Annotated in this window: 14 protein-coding genes; 7 read left to right on the top strand and 7 right to left on the bottom strand. The window is 68.8% G+C overall.

The genetic code is table 11. The features are described 5' to 3' along the window. Positions 1 to 29 precede the first annotated feature (29 nt). Positions 30 to 731, bottom strand: a complete 702-nt coding sequence (locus HMPREF1008_RS06350; RefSeq protein ID WP_009279031.1) for an HAD family hydrolase — start codon at positions 729 to 731, stop codon at positions 30 to 32. Positions 732 to 922: 191 nt separating this feature from the next. Here HMPREF1008_RS06350 and serC point away from each other — a divergent pair, with 191 nt between their 5' ends. The 5 genes from serC (at position 923) to HMPREF1008_RS06325 (ending at position 8,927) form a co-directional block, all read left to right on the top strand. Next, positions 923 to 2,023 carry a 3-phosphoserine/phosphohydroxythreonine transaminase gene (gene serC, locus HMPREF1008_RS06345; RefSeq protein WP_009279030.1) on the top strand — a complete coding sequence of 367 codons (1,101 nt, stop codon included), beginning with the start codon at positions 923 to 925 and terminating at the stop codon, positions 2,021 to 2,023. A 74-nt stretch (positions 2,024 to 2,097) separates the two neighbouring features. Then, positions 2,098 to 3,285, top strand: a complete 1,188-nt coding sequence (locus tag HMPREF1008_RS06340) for a phosphoglycerate dehydrogenase (RefSeq protein ID WP_009279029.1) — start codon at positions 2,098 to 2,100, stop codon at positions 3,283 to 3,285. 45 nt (positions 3,286 to 3,330) lie between these two features. Continuing rightward, complete coding sequence (locus HMPREF1008_RS06335) at positions 3,331 to 4,587, top strand: DUF1015 domain-containing protein (protein ID WP_009279028.1); 1,257 nt, start codon at positions 3,331 to 3,333, stop codon at positions 4,585 to 4,587. Positions 4,588 to 4,725: 138 nt separating this feature from the next. Further along, the gene (locus tag HMPREF1008_RS06330) at positions 4,726 to 6,165 is read left to right on the top strand and encodes a polysaccharide deacetylase family protein (RefSeq protein ID WP_009279027.1); all 1,440 of its coding nucleotides are present in this window, start codon (positions 4,726 to 4,728) and stop codon (positions 6,163 to 6,165) included. Between the two features lie 104 nt (positions 6,166 to 6,269). Next, a complete protein-coding gene (locus HMPREF1008_RS06325) occupies positions 6,270 to 8,927 on the top strand; it encodes a tetratricopeptide repeat protein (RefSeq protein WP_009279026.1) in 2,658 nt (885 codons plus the stop codon). A 119-nt stretch (positions 8,928 to 9,046) separates the two neighbouring features. Here HMPREF1008_RS06325 and HMPREF1008_RS10245 read toward each other — a convergent pair whose 3' ends face one another. Then, positions 9,047 to 12,049 (bottom strand): CotH kinase family protein, encoded by a 3,003-nt coding sequence (locus HMPREF1008_RS10245; RefSeq protein WP_009279025.1) that lies wholly within the window; start codon positions 12,047 to 12,049, stop codon positions 9,047 to 9,049. Between the two features lie 154 nt (positions 12,050 to 12,203). Continuing rightward, positions 12,204 to 13,616: a Sapep family Mn(2+)-dependent dipeptidase gene (locus HMPREF1008_RS06315; RefSeq protein ID WP_009279024.1), complete on the bottom strand. Its 1,413-nt coding sequence runs from the start codon at positions 13,614 to 13,616 to the stop codon at positions 12,204 to 12,206. A 205-nt stretch (positions 13,617 to 13,821) separates the two neighbouring features. On the opposite strand from HMPREF1008_RS06315, the gene HMPREF1008_RS06310 reads away from it, so the two are divergent. Continuing rightward, positions 13,822 to 14,484: an HAD family phosphatase gene (locus tag HMPREF1008_RS06310; RefSeq protein ID WP_009279023.1), complete on the top strand. Its 663-nt coding sequence runs from the start codon at positions 13,822 to 13,824 to the stop codon at positions 14,482 to 14,484. A 73-nt stretch (positions 14,485 to 14,557) separates the two neighbouring features. On the opposite strand, the gene HMPREF1008_RS06305 is transcribed toward HMPREF1008_RS06310, so the two are convergent. Further along, positions 14,558 to 15,985 carry a Sapep family Mn(2+)-dependent dipeptidase gene (locus HMPREF1008_RS06305; RefSeq protein WP_009279022.1) on the bottom strand — a complete coding sequence of 476 codons (1,428 nt, stop codon included), beginning with the start codon at positions 15,983 to 15,985 and terminating at the stop codon, positions 14,558 to 14,560. A 227-nt stretch (positions 15,986 to 16,212) separates the two neighbouring features. Here HMPREF1008_RS06305 and HMPREF1008_RS06300 point away from each other — a divergent pair, with 227 nt between their 5' ends. Then, positions 16,213 to 17,367, top strand: a complete 1,155-nt coding sequence (locus HMPREF1008_RS06300) for a glycosyltransferase (protein WP_009279021.1) — start codon at positions 16,213 to 16,215, stop codon at positions 17,365 to 17,367. 37 nt (positions 17,368 to 17,404) lie between these two features. Here the strand turns inward: HMPREF1008_RS06300 and HMPREF1008_RS06295 are convergent, their stop codons facing one another. The 3 genes from HMPREF1008_RS06295 to rfbB all read right to left on the bottom strand — a co-directional run bounded on the left by HMPREF1008_RS06295 (position 17,405) and on the right by rfbB (position 21,935). After that, positions 17,405 to 19,831, bottom strand: a complete 2,427-nt coding sequence (locus HMPREF1008_RS06295; RefSeq protein WP_232202843.1) for a glycosyltransferase family 2 protein — start codon at positions 19,829 to 19,831, stop codon at positions 17,405 to 17,407. Positions 19,832 to 20,441: 610 nt separating this feature from the next. Beyond that, on the bottom strand, positions 20,442 to 20,645 hold the full coding sequence (locus HMPREF1008_RS06290) for a cold-shock protein (protein WP_040656760.1): 204 nt from the start codon (positions 20,643 to 20,645) through the stop codon (positions 20,442 to 20,444). A gap of 186 nt (positions 20,646 to 20,831) precedes the next feature. Further along, positions 20,832 to 21,935: a dTDP-glucose 4,6-dehydratase gene (gene rfbB, locus HMPREF1008_RS06285; protein WP_009279018.1), complete on the bottom strand. Its 1,104-nt coding sequence runs from the start codon at positions 21,933 to 21,935 to the stop codon at positions 20,832 to 20,834. Between the last annotated feature and the right edge of the window lie 55 nt (positions 21,936 to 21,990).

Raw genomic sequence — 21,990 nt, 5'->3', positions numbered from 1 at the left:
GGGCAAGACGCGTCCCGTCGACGGACGGTCTATCCCAAGAGCAGGCCACACAGCTCCGCCACGCTCCGCGCCACGGCCACGGCACCCGCCCCCTCGAGCTCCTCGACGGTCCCGGTGCCGCCCAGCACCACGCCCACGCAGGGCACGCCGCAGGCGCTGGCGGCCTCCACGTCGTAGTGCCTGTCGCCCACCATGACGGCGTCGGCGGCGGCGAGCCCCATCCTGCCCAGGACGTCCCTCATCGTCTGCGCCTTCGAGATGCCGTGGTCGGCGTCCTTTCCCCCGATGACGTCGAAGAGGTCGGAGATGCCGTTGTCCGCCACGGCCCTCCTGAGCAGGCGGGTCCTCTTGGACGAGACGATTCCCAGCCTCTTGCCCGCGGCGCGCAGCGACCCGAGGAGCTCGGGGATGCCCCCGAAGACGGGCCAGGCGGCAGGCCCCAGGGACTCGTATATCTCCCGATACCTGCGCGTCACCTCCTCGGCGTCCCCCTCCGAGAGGCCAAAGACCAGGCTGAATGCCTGGGGGAAGGGCGGGCCCACGAGCTCGCCCGCACGTTCGAGCTCACGCTCGGGGATGCCGAAGTCGCGCAGCACCCTGGTGGCCGTCCCCACGATGAGGGGCTTGGAGTCCGCGAGCGTCCCGTCGAAGTCGAAAAGGACACATCCGCGCTCGGCGAGGGTGGCCCCTCCCATGGCGGTCCCCACCGACCTGGCCTCTTGATCCTGCATGGGCGCGTTCCCTTCTCCTCGTGTTCGCCCGTCCATGATAGCGTCTGGGCCGCCCCAACCTGCCCCCCTCGCGCCCGCCATCACGCAAGGTTACAAGCTGCCGTCGCCTTGGGCCGCGCGTGGCGCGACATCTGCCGGGCGCGCTACGATGGCTCTGAGTGCGCACGTTGGCGTCCAGGTCTGGAGGACAGATGGCACGCGTCTTCAACTTCTCTGCGGGTCCCGCGGCCCTTCCCGAGCCCGTTCTGCGCGAGTGCGCGGAAGAGATGCTCGACTACCGGGGGTCAGGCATGTCCGTCATGGAGATGAGCCACCGCTCGCCGCTCTACCAGTCCATCATCGACGACGCCGAGGCGACGCTCAGGCGCGTCATGGGCATCCCCGCCAACTACCACGTTCTCTTCCTCCAGGGCGGCGCGACCCTCCAGTTCGCGGGCGTCCCCCTCAACCTCATGCGCCACGGCAGGGCGGGCTACGTGGTGAGCGGCAACTGGTCCCAGAAGGCGTGCCAGGAGGCCCGGAGGTACGGCAGCGCCGAGGTGGTCGCCTCGAGCGAGGGCACCGGCTTCGACCGCGTGCCCGAGTTCCCCTCGGACCTCGACCAGAGCCTCGACTACCTCTACCTCTGCCAGAACGAGACCGTATTCGGCAACATGATGCGCGACTTCCCCGACGCGGGCTCCGTGCCGCTCGTGGCCGACGTCTCGAGCTGCTTCCTCTCGCTCCCCCTGGACGTGAGCCGCTTCGGCCTCGTCTACGCAGGCGTGCAGAAGAACGCCGGCCCCGCGGGCGTCACCGTGGTCATCGTGCGCGACGACCTCGTCCAGGACGGGCCCGCGCTCGGCGTCTGCCCCAGCTACATGGACTTTCGCCTCGAGGCGGAGAGGGGATCCATGCTCAACACGCCAAACTGCTGGGGCATCTACGTGTGCGGCAAGGTCTTCCGCTGGGTCGAGGAGCAGGGCGGGCTCGAGGCCATGGAGGCCCGCAACCTCGCCAAGGTCGGACCACTCTACGACTACCTCGACCACAGCGCGCTCTTCTCGCCCAGCGTCCTTCCCGGGCACCGCTCCATCGCGAACGTCTGCTTCAGGACGGGCGACGAGGCGCTGGACGGGGAGTTCGTGACGGGGGCGGCCGAGAGGGGCATCGCGAACCTCAAGGGGCACCGCCTCGCCGGCGGCATGCGCGCGAGCTGCTACAACGCCGTCCCCCAGGAGGCCGTCGACGCGCTCCTCGCGTACATGTCCGACTTCGAGGCGAGGCACCTGCCGCGCACGCGGCCCATCTAGCCGGGACGTGCCCGGCACCTGCGGGGCGTCCCGCGCCCCCACCAAGGAGAAGGTCGCAGACCAAAGGAGAAGGCATGCGCTACGTGAAGGTGATGGACAACATAGCCAAGAGGATCACCCGTGACGGCGAGGCGGAGCTTGGCGAGGGATACCAGAAGACCGACGACATAAGCCAGGCGGACGCGATCCTGGTGCGGGCCAGCGACATCCACGGCATCGACTTCGGCCCCTCCGTGCGCTGCGTCGCGCGCTCGGGCGCCGGCGTGAACAACATCCCGCTCGAGGAGTGCGCCAAGCGCGGCATCGTGGTGTTCAACTCGCCCGGCGGCAACTCCAACGCCGTGAAGGAGCTCGTCGTGGGCATGATCCTGGTCAACTCCCGCGGCACCGCGGGCGGCATCGACTGGGTGCGCAGCAACGCCGGCGACCCGGACATCGTGAGGGCGAGCGAGCGCAGCAAGAAGGCCTTCGTGGGCCACGAGGCCATCGGGCGCAAGGCCGGCGTCGTGGGCCTGGGCGCCGTGGGCTCCAAGGTCGCCAACGCCCTCATCAACCTGGGTCTGGACGTCTACGGCTATGACCCCTACCTCTCCGTCGAGCACGCCTGGCAGCTCTCTCGCGAGGTCAAGCGGGTGGACAGCCTCGAGGAGCTCTGCCAGGGGGCCGACTACGTGACGCTGCACGTCCCCTCGAAGGAGGACACCGTCCACATGCTGGGAGAGGAGCAGGTCTCCCTCATGGCGGACGGCGCGATGCTCCTCAACTACGCCCGCGCGGACGTCGTGGACGAGGACGGCGTGGCCAGGTCCCTCGAGTCGGGCAAGCTCGGCTGCTTCGTCTGCGACTTCGCGACCCCCAAGACCACCCGGATGCCCCGCACCCTCATCACGCCCCACATGGGGGCCTGCACCGACGAGGCAGAGGAGAACTGCGCCCGCATGGCCGTGGGCGAGATGAAGGCGTACCTCGAGGACGGCACCATCAGGAACTCCGTCAACTACCCCGACTGCGACATGGGCCCCTGCCAGGGCCAGGGGCGCTTCGCGGCGCTCCACGCCAACGTCCCCAACATGATCGGCCAGCTCACCGCCGCGCTCGCTGGCACGGGCACCAACATCCAGCGCATGAGCAACGCCTCGCGGGGCGCGCACGCGTACACGTTGGTGGACACCGACTCCCCCCTCGACCGCCAGACCTACGACCGCCTGCGCGCCATCCCCGGCGTGTACCGCATCAGGGTGATCAGGCCGGCCCAGGCCTAGCGGCCCACGCGGGCGCCACCTGACGAGCTGCAAGGAGGAATGCAGATGAGAGCCGAGCCCATGAGCTGCCTGCGGCCCACGCCGGAGCGCGCCGCCAGCTTCGCGAGCCTTCCCTACGACGTCTTCGACCGCAGGTCCGCCGCGGCGTACGTCGAGGCGCACCCCGACTCCTTCCTCGCCATCGACAGGCCCGAGACCGCCTTCCCGCCCGACCAGGACATGTACGCCCCCGAGGTCTACGCCAAGGCGGCCGAGCTCCTCAGGGCGCGCGCGCAGGACGGCACGCTCCTGCGCGACGCGACCCCCTGCTACTACGTCTGGCGCCTGGAGCAGGGCGGGCACGCGCAGACCGGCATAGCCTGCGCGTGCGCCGTGGACGAGTACCTCGATGGGACCATCCGCCGGCACGAGGGCACGACCGCCGCCAAGGAGGCGGACCGCATCGAGCACATCCGCGCGACGGGCGCCCAGACGGGGCCGATCTTCCTCTGCTATCGCGACAACTACGCCATCGACGTCCTCGTCCGCGCCGCCACGCAGGCGAGCCCCCTCTACGACTTCACGGACGGAGAGGGCGTCCGCCAGACCATGTGGCGCATCGCGCGGCCCGCTGCCGTGGAGGCCCTGCGCGCCTGCTTCCAGACCGTGCCCTGCGCCTACATCGCCGACGGCCATCACCGCGCCGCCAGCGCCGTCCATCTGAGCCTCGAGCGCAGGCGCGCCGACGGGCGCCCCGAGGGTGCCTGCGCCAAGGGCGACGAGAGGCCCTACGACCTCTTCCTCTCGGTGCTCTTCCCCGCGAGCCAGCTCAGGGTGCTTCCCTACGACCGCGTCCTGTTCGACACCGCCGGACTCACGCCGGAGGACCTCCTCCGGGGCCTCGGCCAGGCCGGCTTCGACCTCATGGGAGAGGGCCCCTCCTTCGCGGTCCCGGGCGCGCGGCACGAGTTCGGCCTCTTCGTGGGAGGCTCCTGGCACGGCCTCAGGCTCAGGGACCACGAGACGCTCCCGGAGGGTGACCCCGTGGCGCGGCTCGACGCCGGCATACTCCAGGACCGCGTCCTGGGGCCGCTCCTGGGCATCGACGACCCGCGCACGAGCGAACGCATCCGCTTCGTCGGCGGGGTCGAGGGGACGGGCAGGCTCGAGGAGCTCGCCGGCGCGGGTGGGGCGGCCTTCTCGCTCTTCCCCACCTCGGTGGGCGAGCTCATGGCCGTGAGCGACGCGGGACGCCTCATGCCCCCCAAGTCGACCTGGTTCGAGCCCAAGCTCAGGAGCGGGCTCCTCATCCGCCGGATCTAGCCTCCGGCCAGAGCCGCCGCCCCGTATGCACCCTATGCAATCGCCCCAAAACGACCGAATCCGGGGAGGGGCGCGGGCTCTGCGTGTTAGATTGATTGAACATGTAGGGCACCAACGCAGCAGAACGGAAGCGGTCCCATGAGCAGCACTCCCCACCCCCGCAAGGGAACCACCCGCAGGGACGCGGACTCCCTCGCCCGCGGCAGCCAGGCCCACGCCCAGCAGCGTCATCATACGAGCCACGACGGCGAGCACCGCCGGCAGCCCACGGCGACCTCCACCGGAGCGAGCCACTACATCCCCACCGCCACCTACGGGAGCGCCCACCGCAGCTCCCGGCCCCTTGCCGGCCCCAGGGACACGGCCGCCCCCGGCGGTCCCAACCTCACCCGCCGCAACGCCATCGCACTCGCCGTCGTGGCCGCGCTGGGAGGAGGCGGCGTCTGGTTCGCCACCAGCAGGCCCGTCCAGGTCAAGGTGAACGGGCAGGGACTGAAGGTCACGAGGGGGGCTACCCTCGAGCAGGTGAGGGACGCCGCGTCCCTCTCGCCCAACGCCGGAAACCTCGTCTCGGTCTCGGGCAAGGTGCTCGAGCAGGGCAAGGGCTTCGCCCTCTCCGCCCGCGTGAACGGCGCGGACCTCGACCAGGACCAGATCGGCTCATACCGCGCCAAGGCGGGCGACGACATCCAGATCGGCGACGGAGCCGACCGCAGCGAGGAGTACAGCGCCACGACCAGGGAGGTCCAGCCCAAGCTGCTCATGCAGGGCGGCTACGGCGCCGTTGCCTACGTGTCGCAGTGGGGCAGGCCCGGCAGGGTCGAGACCCGCACCGGCACCACCTCGGGAGAGACCGCAGACACCACCGTGGACGAGGTCCAGGACTGCGTCATCATGCTCCACAACGTGAAGCCCGACAACGACCAGAAGCTCGTCGCCCTCACCTTCGACGACGGTCCCAGCGAGTACACCCAGCGCTACCTGGACATCCTCAACCAATACGGCGCCAGGGCGACCTTCTTCAACCTGGGCAGCCAGGTGGCGGCGTACCCCGACCTGTCGAAGGCGGTCGTCGCCCAGGGGAGCCAGGTGGCGTCGCACTCCTACACCCACCCGGAGCTCCCGACCCTGGACGAGGCGACGCTCAGGGACGAGCTCAAGAGGACCTTCGACGCCATCCGGGATACCGACGGCGTGGGCACCACCGTGATTCGCCCGCCCTACGGCGCCTTCAAGGAGTCCACCTGGCTCAAGTCCGGCGGACTGCTCTCGTGCTCGGTCATCTGGAACCAGGACTCCGAGGACTGGCGCAGGCCCGGCGCGGACAAGATCGCGGCAAACGCCCTGAACGGCATCGCGCCGGGCTCGATTATCCTCATGCACGACGGCGGCGGCAACCGCGACCAGGACGTCGAGGCGCTCCCCACCATCATCAGCAGCCTTCAGGGGCAGGGCTACACCCTCGTCACCATCAACGAGCTCCTGGCCTCCGACAGCTCCATCCCCGACGACATCAAGTCTGGCAACGCCACCCTCCCCGAGGGCTGCGTCTGGCCGACCGAGCTGGGAGACGCCTAGGCCTGCCCCCCTGCCAGCCCCTGACGTGACCTTGTTGCGAATTGCCGAGCTGGTCCCCTTCCCTGGGTATAAACCGGGGGAGGGGACCCGTCGTTTGGAGAACAATGCAGGAACGTCACCACAACATGTCCGCCCGAGGGCTGCTCCTGGCCATCCCCGCCAGCGCGCTCGCAGGCTGCCTCGCCTACGCGGGACATCAGGCGCTTGCCATGCAGAGCCTCGCCTGGGGTCTGGTCGCGACCAGCGCCGCGGCGGCGGGGCTGGGGCTCGGCCTCTTCGCCTACGCGGCACGAAGGCACGAGCCGCCTGCCACGTCCCCACGGGTGGACGGGCTCGGGACCGGCGAGCAGGCGGAGGGCGGGGACCCCGTCACGACCGCAGTCGTCAGCGCTCCCGAGGTCGGCGGCGAGGTCGCGATCGAGGCCGCGGCTCCCGCCTGGGAGCAGGCGATGGCCCGAAGCGACGCCGCGAAAGCCCCGGAGGAGGGTCGTTCGGGCGACGCGCGCGGCGGGGAGCCTGGCAGCGGGGACGCCCTGCGCTCCGAGCTCGACTACCCCTCGCTCGCGCGGGCCCTCGCGTCCACGACCGACCCCCTCGGCCTCCTCAAGGCCCTGGTGGGCGACATACGCACGCGCCAGGCACGAGTCGAGGGGAGGGGCGACGAGACGCCCCTCCCCGACGGAGGCGACCCCGAGGCCCCCGGCGCCCTCGACCCCCTCGCCTTCCGCACGACACGCGTGCGGAAGGACGGGCAGGTCGTGGCACGTCCCTCGGGCCTCGAGCTCTACCTGGCACGCAGGCTCGAGGAGGCGGGGCTCTTCTCCAAGGACGTCCGCCTCCCACAGGTGGACGTCGCGGTGCTCTCGTCCACCCAGGGCATCTACCTGCGCATCCTAGAGCCGGAGCTTCCCTATCTGGCAAAGCTCCGCGTGCTTGCCATCGAGGCGGCGCTCAACTCCGTCCGCTATGCGGCCAGCTACTTCGACGAGCCGGGCAACGTGAGCGTCGAGGACTGCTACAAGCTCGACCGCGAGCTGGCGAGCTCCATCTGCGCCCAGATGCCGCCCCTCGACCAGCCCGTGCCTCTCCAGGAGGGCGAGCTCCCCGACGGCGAGTGGACGGTGCGCAGGGCCATCTCCTCGGCGATCGAGAACCTCCAGCTCCCCTACCGGCTCGAGGCGGACTTCCGCTGCAACGTCTCCGACGGCAACGTCGCCATCCAGGTCGAGCTCACGCCGGAGTCGGTGTTCCCCTCGTCCATGTTCGTGAGCGGGCTCGGCGTCGTCCCCAGCACCCGCCAGATGCGCCGTCAGGCGGCCTCTGACTATGCCAGGCGCCTTGCCATCCTCCTCGCCGCGGCGGCCTTCCGGAGCTCGTCCAAGGTCCTCCACGTCTGGTTCGCCGGCGTGGTCAACGGCGCGAGCACGCATCGCTGCTACATCTCGGTCGACTTCGACCGCTGGCGCTTCGCGCGGCTCGACCTCGAGCGCCTGGACGACCTCGAGCGCAGCTTCCGTCCCTTCGTCCCCGTCATACGCGTGGAGGACGGCGTCCTCCGTCCCGTGCGGCAGGGGTTCAGCCTCGCCGAGGGGCGCTTCTGCCCTCCCATGCGACACCTCCCGCCTTCGCTCAGCACCCGCAGGCTCAGCAAGCCCGTGGCCCGCGCCCTGGGCTGCGAGCGCGTCTACGGGCTCTCCATCGAGGAGGGGGACAAGCGCAACGTCCTGGCCTTCGACATCATGAGGAGGCTGGTCCCCGCCTCCCAGGACGGCTCGGTCGAGAAGAACGTCAAGACCATCCTCGAGCTGGCGGGCGACGACCCCGACCCGTTGGTGAGGTCCGCGGCGGAGCGCTGTGTCACCAAGCTGGTGGACGGCTCGCTCGAGGAGGACGCCATCAGCGTGGGCGACGAGTTCCTGAACGGGGACGCGCTCACCAGGGCGTCGGCCAAGGGCCAGGAGCTCATGGCGGAGGGCCGCTTCGACGAGGCGCGGGCCCTCTGCGAGGCGGCGTTGGCCCCCGTCGACGCGGCCGGCAGCTACGAGGACGCGGACAGGGTCGTCTGGCGCTACTTCGCCAACTTCGTCGACCGCACGCTCTACAACCGGCTCTACGGCAGGGACGGCGTCTCGCTCATGCTCGTGCCCGACGCCTACTTCGAGTGCCACGCGCTCCTCGCGGGCTGCCACGTCGCCGCGGGCAGGGGCGAGGACGCGCTGCGCGAGGCGAGACGGATGGTGGAGCTCGCCCCCCTGGACCGCTCCGCCCAGCTCGCCCTGGCACGCGCGACCCTCGAGGCCCAGGGGCCCGAGGCGGCCGAGAGGGTCCTCAAGGAGGGGCTCGCGCTCGCGCACGACCCGGAGGGCATCGCGGGGTCGTACCTCTCGCTTGCCTGGCTGCTGGGCCAGAGGGGGGAGCACGCCCTCGCCGGGGCCTGCGTGAGGCACCTGCTAAGGCTCCTCCCCCGCCTCGACCTCTCGAGGCTCGCCCAGGCGCAGGGCATGGGGCTTCAGGGCCTGGCGCTCGTCGGCCTGGGGGGACAGTTCCAGGCGGGCGACCCCGAGGCGCTCCTCGAGGAGAACGACATCCCCCTCGCGCCCACCCCAGAGATGAGCAAGGCGTTCCAGGACTGCGCCCGCGCGTCCGTGGACGCGGAGGTCTTCCCCGTGGCGCGTAGCTTCGTGAGCATCCTCAACCGCTTCGACCCGAGCGACGTGCTGACGGGCATCCTGCGCTCCCTGGAGGACGCTCCCGACGCATAGCCGAGTCCCTTCCCCGAGCGCATCCGTCGACGCAAGCCCCCGCCCATCCCAAGGGGTGGGCGGGGGCTTCGAGGCCATGCCAAGGGGCCTGCTGCTCGTTGGGCTCCGAAGTGGAGAGCCTAGCGGACGGGGCGCGCCTCCTTGAAGCCAAGCTGGCAATAGTGGCGGTAGTACTGGGAGAGGTCGTTGCCAAAGGCCCGGTCGAGGTCGGGGTTGGCGGCACGGTAGGCCCTCACGTCGAAGTTGCGGCTCGACCTTCTCCCCTCCCTCATGCCGAACTCCGCGAAGTGGGCGAGCGCCGCCTCGGGGCTCCCGCCGAAGGCAGCCCTCAGGTCGGGGTTGGACGCCAGGTAGTACTCGCAGTCGAAGACCATGCCGTAGTCGAAGCCCTGGTACACGAACGGCGCGTTGGGCGAGCCGGCATGGGAGATGCCATCACGCAGCCAGTCATTCCTGTTCCTGACCCAGGTCGTCAGGTAGTCGACGTTCCCGGCCCAGCTGTCGAAGGGCCTCACCGTGTTATCGAAGTGCGTGATGCCGAAGACGGTCTCGTTCATCCGCTCTGAGGCGGCAAGCTCGCCGCGATAGAAGGCGATGGAGCGCAACTGCCCTTCCCCACCCCGGGCGGAGCCGCCACCCAGCAGGACCTTGTCGACCAGCGGGGAGAGCTGGCCCCCATAGACCTCCCCCATGCGCTTCCGCACGGCCGCGATCCTGGGCACCCAGGCCCCGTTGATCAGGCTGAAGCCCTCATAACGCGAGAACTCCGAGTCATAGTGGTCGGTGCGGGTGCCGCCGCAGGAGTCGAAGTCCCAGACGGGGGCCCAGACGAAGGTCTTGCTCCCGGCGTCGAGATAGCAGTAGGTCGACGTCCCAAATGCGTCGACGTTCTTGAGGAGCTCGTTCAGCAGGTAGGTCTTGGCGAGGGAGTCGAGGTCGAAGGAGTAGCCGTCACTCAGGTTGAAGCGCCCCTTGTCGGCGTTTGCCATGGCCTCGCGCATGGCGGCCGCCACGTGGAGCACCGCCTTCTCCGAGGCCACCTCGGGGTTCTTCAGCACGAAGTGGCCATGCTGGGTCGAGAACCAGCTCTTCTCGCCCTTGTGCCAGGCGTCGTCCAGCTCGAGCAGGTAGCCGCCGCTCAGGTCCTTGGGGTCGCGCACCCCCGGCACGCAGGAATACTCGAGGCCGCCTGCGCCCTTGCGTATGGCGGCAGGGAGGGAGTCGGGGTCAACGCCCTCGTTTGCCTTCTTGTAGTCGTCCTCGAGCTTGTGGATGTCCACGCGGCCGGACCCGACGTCGACCTTCTCGGTGAGGAGGTAGCTGCCGCGGTACTCGCCGTCGTAGTACAGGTCCACCGGGGCGCACTCCACGCCCAGCATGCCCAGCTCACGGGCAAGGTCGTAGGCTATGCTGCTGCGCATGAGCGTGGGGTCGGCGGCGTTTGCGAGGAGCACCCACTTCTTGGACTGGTTCTCCTTGTTGCCCGTCGCGAGCAGGTCCGCCTTCTTGCTGAGCGAGACCTGGTACGGCTTCTTGTTGCCGATGCCCCAGGTCGAGTTGCCCCTGCCCTTCACGGTCGAGAGCTTGCCCTTTGACGCGTCGTCCCTCTCGTATATCACGCCACCACGGGCGTCGACCGCGCTCACGACCACCTTCGCCTTGCGCTCGTGCCTGGGGTCGGCCTCGACGTAGGCACGGCCCCTCGCCTTCGCGTCCTCGCTCGACAGGTAGATGGTCTCGATCCTGGCGGAGCGCATGATCGTCAGGCTCTGGGGGCTCAGCCTGGGCGCCATCCTGAGCGAGAGGGACAGGTCCCCCTGGCCGTTGGCGCTTCCCAGCCTCCTCAGCGCCGCGAGCGTGAGGGGGCCATCGACCCTCGACTCCCTCCCGCCCTGCTGGACGTAGGGGCGCAGCAGGTCTCCCGCCCAGTCCGTGAAGCGCACGACGGTCTCGTCCGTCGCGTGCGAGGGAAGGAAGAGGTAGCTCCCGCCGTCCAACTGGGTGGAGCGGACCTCATGGCTGCCCCCCTCGCTGCCGACCGACGCCGCGGCGCAGGTGGCCGCCCCATACCAGGCGACCCCCTCGCCATTCCATCCCACGGAGGTCAGGTGGGAGTCCTCGTTCCTGGAAACCGTGAAGTTGTGCGCGCCCGCCTTCGCGCTGGGGTTGTACTCGCGCAGGAGGGGAACGCCGCCCTTCCCTGCCGAATGCCAGCCCACGCCCTCGTAGCGCCAGCCCACGTGCACGAGCGTCCTGCGCTCCTCGTCGCTCAGGGTGTAGTGGTGGTCGCCGACGTTGGGGTTGTAGAGCCTGAACACGTCGAGGCCCGTCCTGGGCGCGATCCAGCCGACGCCCTCGTAGCGCCAGCCCACGTGCACGAGGTTGTCGCGCTCCTTGGGCGAGGTGGTGTAGAAGTGCTCGCCGCTGTTTGGGTTGTAGAGGCGGTGCACGTCGTCGTAGGAAAGGGTCGACTCCTTCCCCTCGGCCAGAGCCTGCTTGGCGGAGGGCTGCGCGACGGGCGCGGTCGGCGCCTTCTTCGCCGACTGCGCCGTGGCCGTTGCCCGCGACGTCGCCTTGGCCTTGCCGGAGTTCGTGGCAGGGGCGGCGAGCTCGCGCGCCATCAGGACGGGCTCCTTGGCCTCCATCGGCTCGGGGGCAGCGGAGGGCCGCGTCTCCACGACGCCCCCCTCGGGAGCTGTCGCCGCCTCGCCCTCGGCCACTTCGGGGGCAGTGCCTTCGGTTGCGTGGCCTTCCCCCTCGTCGGAGGCTGCGGGGGCTTCTTTCTCGTCGGAGGCTGCGGGGCCTTCCTCCTGGACGGGCGCCACGTGGACCACGGCATCCTCCGCCGTGCCCGGCGCACCCGCCCCATCCCATGCCTTCGCGTCCCCCTGGGGGGAAGCGGCCGGCCCCTCAGGCCCGTCGGGCCGGTTGAGCTCGTCCGGAATCGTTGCGCCCCCTTCCTCGTCCGACGTCGTGGGGGCGGACGCCGTGACCTCGCCGAGGCCTCCCGAGGCCGGTGACGTCGCCGGCTCGACGGCACACGCGAGGGACGTGGGCAGCAGCGCCGCCGCAAGGATCGCACCAGAGATGCAGGCAAGCCCCTGAGCACCCTTTAAGCGCATGTGAGGGTCCTTTCGATCAAAAAATTTTCCACACCTCTCCTAGTGTAGGCCGTGGCATGGAAATGACAGGAACCATTCAGCCAAACGGCGCGGCCGAAGCAGGACGATTCCCACCCCGGCCGCGCACGCGTGAGGCCACGTCTTGGCCGCGCCTCTAGAACTCGAGCTCCATGAGCCTGGCGATGCTCACGATGTAGATCTCGAGAGCGCGCTTGAACTGCGCCTCCTCGAAGCCCTCGTCGGCGCTGTGCTCGGCCCCGACCCAGTAGGGCATGGGGAAGTGCGGGTCGTTGGGACCAAAGGCGCCGCCGGCCTTGAAGTGGCGCGCGTAGGTCCCGCCTCCGATGGTGTAGGGCTGGTCGTTGCGACCCGTGTACTCGTTGTAGGTGCGCACCAGGGTCTGGATGCCCTCGGCGGCGGGGTCGGTGTAGAAGGGCACCATGTCGAGATCGACGGTCAGGCTGCAGTGGTGTGCCTCGCAGAGGGCGCCCACCTCAGCCGTGATCTTGTCGGAGGTGATGGACTTGGGATAGCGGGAGTCGATGGTCTGCTCGAAGACGCCGTCCTTGGTGCGGATGGTGCCACCGATGCAGGTGAGGGGGTCGAAGAGGTCGTCCGTCGCGGCGATGTTCAGGGTCGAGCCGTCCGTGGAGCCAAAGACGAGGCGTTCGAGCTCGAGGAACTCGCGCTCGCCCTCGCCGCAGAGCCCGTTCTGGAGCAGGTAGTCGACGATGAGGCCTATCGCGTTGATGGAGCCCTCGGGAGTCGAGGCGTGCGCGCCGATGCCGTGGGCCACGATTCGCGCGAGGCCCTCCCCCGCTTCCTCGACGTCGATGCGCTCCGCCGCGGGAAGGCTCGCCGCACTGGCGCGCACGACGGCCGCGGCCTCGCCGGCGACGGCGTTGCCCACCGTCCCGCCGTCGAAGTCCACGATCACGTCAGAGACCCTGCCCGAGCGGATGGTGGCGGAGTAGCCACCCTTCTCGCCGCAGATCAGCGGGAAGTCCGCGTCGGGCGTGAAGAGGAACTCGGGCTGCTCGAAGTTCTCGATGTACCACTCGACGTCGCGCATGTCGGTCTCCTCGTTGTTGCCGAGGATGCAGCGCAGGGTGTAGGGCAGCCTCCTGCCCGTGGCGGCCACCTTGTCGACGAAGTACTTGGCCGCATAGAGCGAGAGGACCGTGGGGCCCTTGTCGTCGAGGACGCCGCGACCGATGAGGAAGCCGTCCTTGCGGGTGACCTTGAAGGGGTCGTAGTGCCAGCCGGTCCCCTCGGGGACGATGTCGGTGTGGCCGATGGTCGCGATCTGCTTGGGCGAGTCCCCCTCGAGGTCCGCATAGCCGATCCGGCCCTCGCAGTCGTGGGCGTCAAGGCCCAGGCGAGAGGCGATCCGGAGCGCCTCGCTCAGCGCTTCGTAGGGTGCGGGACCATAGGGCATGCCGGGCCTCGCGTTGCCCATGTCCTCGACGGACCTGATGGCCACGAGGGACTCGATGTCCTTGACGACGTCCTCCCAGACGTCCTCGACGTACTGGTGGACCTCCTGCTTCAGCTCTTCGTCGCCCATCCTGTCTCCTTTCGCATAGAGACGCCTCGTTATTGCAAACGCTGCAAGGGTAGCATTGATGGCCGGCATGTCCTGGCGACCTCGCGCGCGGTACGGCAAGCGGGGGCCATTGCGCCCGTCGGCGCGACCCCTTGGCGAAGCTGCCGCTACAATGGGTCGCACGCCCACGCGGCAGGACGTCGCGCAAGAATCCGAGAGGAGCCCCATGGCACCGCAGGAACTCTGGCCTCCCCGCTTCTCCGTGGCGATATTCGACTTTGACGGGACCCTAAGCGACACGGCAGGCATCTGGCGACAGGTCGACGAGGTCTTCCTGAGCTCGCGCGGGCTTCCCTACGAGGAGGACTACCCCCAGGCCATGAACGCGCTGGGGTTTGCGGCGGGGGCAGCCTACACCATCCAGCGCTTCGGCCTGGAAGAGACGGTGGAGGACATCTGCGACGAGTGGAACCGCCTGGGCCGGGCGCTCTACGAGACGCAGGCGAGCCTGAGGCCCGGCGCCCTGCGCTACCTGCGGGAGCTGAGGTCCCGGGGGATCCCCCTGGGACTCGCCACGACCAACGACCCCGAGGTGCTCCTGAGCATGCAGAGGGTCGACCTCCGGTCCCTCTTCGACGTGCTGGTCACGAACCGCGAGGTCGAGGTGCCCAAGAGTGAGCCCGACATCTACCTCGCCTGCGCGGACGAGCTCGGCGGGGAGCCGCGGGAGACCATCGTCTTCGAGGACATCGTGCCCGGCACGCGCGCCGCGCGCGAGGCTGGCTTCCTCACCTGCGGGGTGCGCTGCGACGACCCGACCCAGGAGGTCGAGGCGCTCAGGGAGTCTGCGGAGCTCTGGCTGGACGACTGGCGCGGCATCGAGCTGTAGGCGACCCGCACGCACGCCCAGGCGCACGGGCGGGTCGCAATGAGGCAGGCTCGTCCGGGAATGCCGGCTTCGGCTAGTCGAGCTGCATGAGTCTCCAGATGGCAAGGACGTAGACCTTGAGCGCACGGCGCAGGCTCTCTTCGCTCACGCCCTCGTCAGCCCCGTGCTCGGGTCCCACCCAGTCGGGGACCTCCTCCTTGGGCTCGTGGGGACCGAAGGCGCAGGCCCTCTCGAAGAGGCGCGCGTAGGTGCCTCCCCCGATCACGAATGCCTCGCTCCTGCCGCCCGCGTAGTCGTCGTAGCTCCTGAGGAGGCACTGGACCTCGGGGCTCTGGGGGTCGATGTAGAAGGGCACCTTGTCCTGGTCGACGGCGAAGCTGGCGCCATGGGCTTCGGCGAGGGCACCCAGGCGCTCGCGGATGGCGTCGCCGTCGATGCTCGTGGGATACCGGCTGTCCACGGTCTGGACGAGACGGCCACCCACCGCGCGCACGGTCCCGCCGATGGCGGTGAGGGGGCCGAACTTCTCGTCCGAGGTCTTGATGCCCAGCGCGGCGCCATCGTGCCCCGAGGCGCAGAGGGCGTGCTGGAGCTCGAGGAAGCCCCTCTCGCCCGCGCTGCAGATTCCGTTGTCGAGCAGGTAGCCCACGAGCAGACCGATGGCGTTGAGCGTCCCCTCGGGAAGCGACGCGTGCCCTCCCCTGCCCGTGGCGACGATGCGGGCGAGGCCCGAGGGCTCCTCCCTGAGCTCGATGCCCTCGGCCGCCGGAAGGGCGGGGGCGTCGGCACGCACGAGCGCCTCGGCACGACCGGGGATGGCGTTGGCGACGGTGCCGCCATCCATCCAGGCGATGCGGCTCTCCCCCTCGCCCCCAAAGGCCTCCGCGGAGGTGAAGTGGCCATGGAAGACGCCCTTCTCGCCGCAGATCAGGGGGAAGTCGGCATCCGGCGAGAAGCAGAAGTCGGGCCCGTCGTAGTGGGCGAGGTACCACTTGAGGTCGCCCATCGTGGTCTCCTCCGCGTTGCCCACGATGCAGCGAAGGGTGCGGGGCAGCCTCTTGCCCGTGCGATCGGCAAGGCGCTTGAAGAAGTGCGCAGCATAGAGCGAGAGGACCAGGGGGCCCTTGTCGTCGAGGACGCCGCGGCCGATGAGGTAGCCATCCCTTCGGGTCACGTCGAAGGGGTCGACGGTCCAGCCCAGACCCTCGGGCACGACGTCGGTGTGCGCGATGGTGGCGATCTGTCGCCTCGAGTCGCCCGGCAAGTCCGCATAACCGATGTAGCCCTCGCACTCGTGGGCCTCCAGGCCCAGGCGCTCGGCGATCTTGAGGCCCTGCACCAGGGCGTCGTGGCTGGCCGGTCCCCAGGGCATGCCTGGCGCGGCCGCCCCGAGGTCCTCGACGGAGCGAATCCTCACGAGCGAGCGGATGTCCTCGACGGCATCCTCCCAGACCTCGTCCACATATGCGTCGAGCCGTCCCTTGAGCTCCTCTTCGGTCATGCGTCCTCCAAAGTCGACGTTTGCTCAGCGACCTGAGTCTACCCTCTGGCAAGCGACGCGTGGCACGCCGCGCCAGTCGTCGGCCGCACAAGGGCCAAGGTCCAATTCTGGACAAGGAACGGGGACATGGCATTGCACGCCCTCCGTTGGCCGCGTGCGACGATACAACCCCGGCACGGGCTCGTCTAGACTGTTTGGGACCGTAGACTTCGAACGGAGAACCCCACATGCCCAAGGCGTCCATAGCCATACCCTGCTACAACGCGGTGCGGCACATCGAGCAGACGGTGGCCTCCGCGCTGGCCCAGACCATGGGGGACTTCGAGCTCGTCCTGGTCAACGACGGCTCCACCGACGGCACCCTCGAGCTGCTCGAGCGCCTCGCCTCCACCGACCCGCGCATCCGCGTCATCGACCAGCCCAACGGCGGCGAGGGCGTGGCCCGCGACGCCGGTCGCGCCGCCTGCAGGGGAGAATGGCTCTACTTCCTCGACTCGGACGACCTCATGGAGCCCACCCTCCTCGAGGAGGCCATCGCCCGCGGGGAGGAGACCGACGCAGACCTGGTCGTCTTCCGAACGCAGGAGCTCGACGACCAGACGGGCGAGCTCAGGTACTTCCACTGGTGCTTCGACGTCGACTGGATAGGCGCGGACGTGTTCGACCCGCACGAGCACCCCCAGCGCATACTCAACTCCTTCCAGAACTGGGTGCACAACAAGCTCTGGCGCGCGAGCTTCGTGCAAGGGCGCGGGCTCCGCTTCCAGCACGTCCACCGCACGGCCGACCTGCTCTTCACCTGCAGGGCCCTGACCGAGGCGCACCGGATAGCGCTCCTTGACCGCCCCCTCCACCGCTACCGGGTGAACAACCCCGGAAGCGCCCTCTTCACGAGCGACTCGTACCCCCTCGACTTCTACGACGCCTTCGTCGAGCTCAGGGACCAGATTGACGGGGAGGGTACCTGGGAGCTGTACGGACAGTCCTTCGTGAACTGGGTCACGGAGGGCGTCGCGATGAACCTCCGGCGCGCACGCTCCCTCGAGGGCTTCTCCGCGATCTACCAGAAGATGCACGACGAGGGCTTGCGTGAGCTGCGCTTCGACCAGCTGGCACGCGAGGACGCCATCAACCCCGACCGCTGGGACCGCTGCGAGGCGATTCTCGAGCTGCCCCTGGACGAGCTCCTCTTCCGCTACTTCGCCCTCGAGAAGGAGGAGGTCCGGCGCTCGCAGACCGACCTCTCGTTCGCCAGGCTGGGCCTTGACGCCCTAGCGGGCGAGCTGGAGTGCGTGACCGAGTCGGCCTCCTTCAAGATAGGCAGGGCGATCACCTCTCCCCTGCGAGCGTTCAGGGACGCCACGGGCGGGGCGGGGCGCTAGGCGCACCCGGGCGGGGCGGCACCCTCGGGGCGGCACCCTATGCCTCGTCGTGCCTCAGCTGGAAGTAGTCGCTGAAGCTGTCCAGGTTGGGGTCGACGGCAGGGTCCCCCTTCGCGAAGAAGCCAGGGTGCTTCCGTACGACGAGGGCCTTCTCGCTCAGGTAGCGCTGACGCATGCCCACGTCCACGGACTCGCGCCCGCGTGACGAGAACTCCCGGTGTCGCAGGCGGGCATACGGCGTGTACGCGACCACGTAGCCCGCCTCGCGCGCCCGCAGGCAGAAGTCGCCGTCGTTGAAGCCCACTGCCAGCTCCTCGTCGTAGCCCCCCAGCTCGTCGAAGACCTCGCGCCTCACCGCCTGGCAGGCGCCCGTCACCATGGAGAAGTCGCCGGGCAGGCCGGCGGAGTAGCCGTATCCCAGCGCGTCGGCCGCCAGGTTCTGGTTGACGTGGGCGAAGTCGCAGTTGGCATTGGCCACCATGCCCGCATGCTGCACGAGGTCGTCCTCGTAGAGGAGCTTGGCCCCCACGACTCCCACCTCGGGCCTCCTGAGCTCCCCCACCAGCTCCGACATCCAGGAGGGGTCGATGACCTCCGTGTCGTTGTTGAGGAAGAGGAGCACGTCTCCCAGGGCGTGCGAGGCCCCCAGGTTGACGATGGCGGAGTAGTTGAACTCGCCCTCGTGGCGCGGCTGCCAGCTCACGACGCGCACGCGCGGGTCCTGCCGAAGGCTCTCGTAGAGGTCGAACGTCTCCTGGTCGCAACTCCCGTTCTCCACCACCACCAGCTCGAGGCGCGGGTAGTCTGTGCGGTCGAGCAGGCTCCTGGCACAGCGTCCCAGAAGCCCCGCGTGGTCGCGGTTGGGCACGATGACGCTCACCAGGGGCGGCTCCTCGCCCAGGTCGTAGCGGACGCGATAGGTGTAGGGCAGGGGCCCGTCGCCCACGCTCGCGACGAGACCGCGGCGGGCAAGGTGACGCTCGAGCGCGATCCTGCCTGCCACGTGGGCGTAGGGCTTCTGGTCGCCACCTCCCGCCGTGGAGCCCCCGTGCTCCCTCCAGTGGTAGAGCACCCGCGGGACCCGCACGACGTCTCGCGCGACCTCGAAGGCCTTGAGGGTGAGGTCGAAGTCCTGCGCGCCCGCCACGTCCGCGCCAGAGCGCTCCGTGAGGTCGAGGACCCTCCTGCTCACCATGAGGAGGTGCGTCACGTAGTTGTGGCCGTGCAACTTGGTCAGGCTGGGAGGAGACTTGAAGGCAGGCCCGTGCAGGTGCCCGTCCCTGAGCCTGTCCTCGTCGCAATAGAGGAGGTCGACCTCGGGGTTGCTGGCGACCTCCTGGGCATAGCACCAGAGGCAGTCTCCCTCCAGCACGTCGTCATGGTCCATGAAGCCGACGTAGTCGCCCGTTGCGGCAGCTATACCTGCATTCGTGTTCTCCGCGATCGAGCGGTTCTCCACCTCCACGACCTTTATGCGGGGGTCGTCGATCGCACCCAGGACCTGGTCGACGGAGTCGCAGGGCCCGCTGGCGTTGACCAGCACGAGCTCCCAGTTGGGATATGACTGCGCGAGGACCGAGCCCACGGCCTCGCTCAGGAAGCTGGCAGGCGTCCTGTACACGGGCATCACGAGCGAGACGAGCGGCGCGTCCGGGCCAAGGGAGTCCCTCCAGTCCCGGCGCTGGCGGCCAAGCTCTGCGTCGGTCGCGCGGTGGGCCTCGAACCAGCGCTCGTAGGCGGGATCGGCGTACGCCGCGCCCAGGCGCTCGTTCGTCCTGGCCCAGTGGGAGGTGGCGACGTTGGGGTGCATGCCCGCGAAGCAGCTCCTCTCCCCCACGCGGACGACCACGCAGAAGTGGTCGAGGTTGCGGGGAAGCTCCAGGGAGAAGCTCATGACGCGGCGGGAACCCACCGCATCCCTCACCAGCTGGTCCTCGAGCAGGTGCCATCTGGCATGCACCTGCCGAGAGGCGTCGGACGAGAGGACCTCGAGCTCGGGCCCGCTCGCACCCTCCTCGGGGAAGGTCGCGCCCAGCCGCCACACGGCGACGTCATCCCCCTTGGGCCAGACCTCCCTGACGCTGAGGGAGGCGGTCGCCCCCGAAGCCCTGCGCTCGATCCCGCGAATGGCCGACGCCACCTGGGGATGGCGCAGGGTGAGGAGACGGGACTGCAGCTTGGAGCCGCGAGCGGAGAACCTCAGGCGGCCCTTCTCCCCAGAGGGAGACTCGAGCGCAATGTCGCAGTCCGTGGAGAGGAGGGGGAGCACTACGACCCATACGCAGCCTGCGGCGGCATGGTGGCAGAGCGTCTCGCGCACGCCCGGTCCGACGGGAAGGCAACGAGAGGGGACCTCGTCACCAGCATGGGTGGATACCCTGGCCTCCAGCATCCCGGCCGGACGGTCGAGGAGGACGCAGGCGTAGCCCACGCCCAGACCCCTGCACATCGCAACACATCTCACGCTTCGCTCCCAGTCTGCCGTCGCCGCTCAAGAAGAAGTATATCCGCCCCAGGCGAGGTGCCCCCCTCCCGGCAGAGGTCGGAGGTCGGAGCTCGGGCGGGCAGAGGCCGGCGGCGTCCGACGCGTCTCTCGATGTAACGACTACGTCCGACGCGCCTCTCGGCGTGACGACGGCGTCCGACGCGCCTCTCGGCGTGACGACGACGTCCGGCGCGTCTATCGACATGCCGACAACGTCAAACGCGTCCCCCGAAACGGCGAAAGCGTCCGACGCGTCTGAGGCCACCGCGTTTGCCCAGTTGGCGCGATTGTCTCAGACGCGTTCGACGCTTTGGGGCAAGAAACACACGCGTTGGGCGCTTCGGGACGAAATTGGCACGCGTTGGGCGCTTTGGGATGCAACTATCACGCATTCGACGTTTTGAGACGAGAGGCGCGCGCGTTCGACGTCACAGGTTTGCGAGAGTCGAACGCGTTCGACGTCGTGAGCGTCGCCTAGCCGACGGATGGACGGAATCACGACGCAAGAAAGCGCCCCAACCCGCCGTGATGGGCGAATTGGGGCACGAAAGCCTTATGCAAGCCTTCTACCTGCTGTTTTGCAGGGCACTTACATCTTGTGAACGTTGGAAGCCTGGAGCTTGCCGTTCTGGCCGGTGGTGATGTCAAACTCGACAGCCTGGCCCTCGTCCAGAGTCTTGAAGCCGTCCATCTGGATCTCGGAGTAGTGGACGAACAGGTCGTCGCCATCCTCGCGAGAGATGAAGCCATAGCCCTTGTCGGGGTTGAACCACTTAACAGTACCCTGTGCCATGTCGTGCCTTTCTTTCTTGCCCCGAGGGGCGAAGCGCTGCGCTGTCGCGCGATACATTGTGACACCTAGTCACAGGAGCTAGTGTACCCCATTGCCCTGAGGTTCTGGGCAACAATCGCGCCGGCTCAAGAAAATGGGGCATTCCCACGGAATGCCCCACAAATCAGACTCCACCGGAAAGCGGTCTTACCTGCCGCCGTACATCCTCGCGTAGTACTCCTGGTACGAGCCGCTGGTCACGTGGTCGACCCACTCGGGATTGTCCAGGTACCAGCGGATGGTCTTCACGATGCCCTCCTCGTAGGGGGTCTCGGGGTACCAGCCCAGCTCCTCGCGGATCTTGTCCGGCGCCATGCCGTAGCGGCGGTCGTGTCCGGCGCGGTCGGTGACGTGGCGGATGAGCCCCTCGTTCACGGCTTCGTCGCCCGTGACCTTGGCGACCTCGGCAATGATCGTCTTCACGATGTAGATGTTGGCGCGCTCGTTGTGCCCGCCCACGTTGTAGACCTCGCCCAGGCGGCCTCCCGTGGCGACCATGTCGATGGCCTTGCAGTGGTCGTCCACATAGAGCCAGTCGCGCACGTTGAGCCCATCACCATACACGGGAAGCTCCCTGTGGTTCAGCGCGTTGTGGATCATGAGGGGGATGAGCTTCTCGGGGAACTGGAAGGGCCCGTAGTTGTTGGAGCAGCGCGTGATGACCGCAGGGAAGCCGTAGGTGTCGTGATAGGCCTTGACGAAGAGGTCGGCAGAGGTCTTGGACGCGCTGTAGGGGCTGTGCGGGTTGAGCGGCGTGGTCTCGCGGAAGTAGTCGGTATGCTCGGGGTCGGCGGGGCTCCCGTCAGGGTTGATCTTCTCCGGGATGGCCAGGGTGCCGTACACCTCGTCGGTGCCCACCTGCAGGTAGCGGTGGTCGCCGAAGCCGCCCTTGCCGTCGTCCCAGGCGGCGCGGCAGCAGTTGAGCAGGTTCACGGTGCCCATCACGTTGGTGTCGGCGAAGATGCCGGGGTCCGCGATGGAGCGGTCCACGTGGCTCTCGGCGGCGAAGTTGATCACGTAGTCGGGCTGATAAGTGGCGAGGGCGTCGCTCATGGCCTTCTCGTCGCGGATGTCCGCGTGCAGGAAGACGTGGCGGTCGTCGCCCTCGATGGAGGCGAGGTTCTCGAGGTTGCCCGCATAGGTGAGGGCGTCCACGTTGACGATGCGGATGTCGTCGTGCTTGCGCAGCATGTACAGCACGAAGTTCGATCCGATGAATCCGGCGCCGCCGGTGACGAGGTAGGTCTTCAAAGGGGTTCCTCCAAGCGTTGATCGGGAAGCTGGCCAACTTCGGGCGGTCTCTCTT

The sequence above is a fragment of the Olsenella sp. oral taxon 809 str. F0356 genome, assembly GCF_000233535.1.
Lineage (GTDB): Bacteria > Actinomycetota > Coriobacteriia > Coriobacteriales > Atopobiaceae > Olsenella_I > Olsenella_I phocaeensis.
The sequence above is the reverse complement of the archived record's forward strand: the minus strand, read 5'-3'. Positions and strand labels throughout refer to the sequence as shown.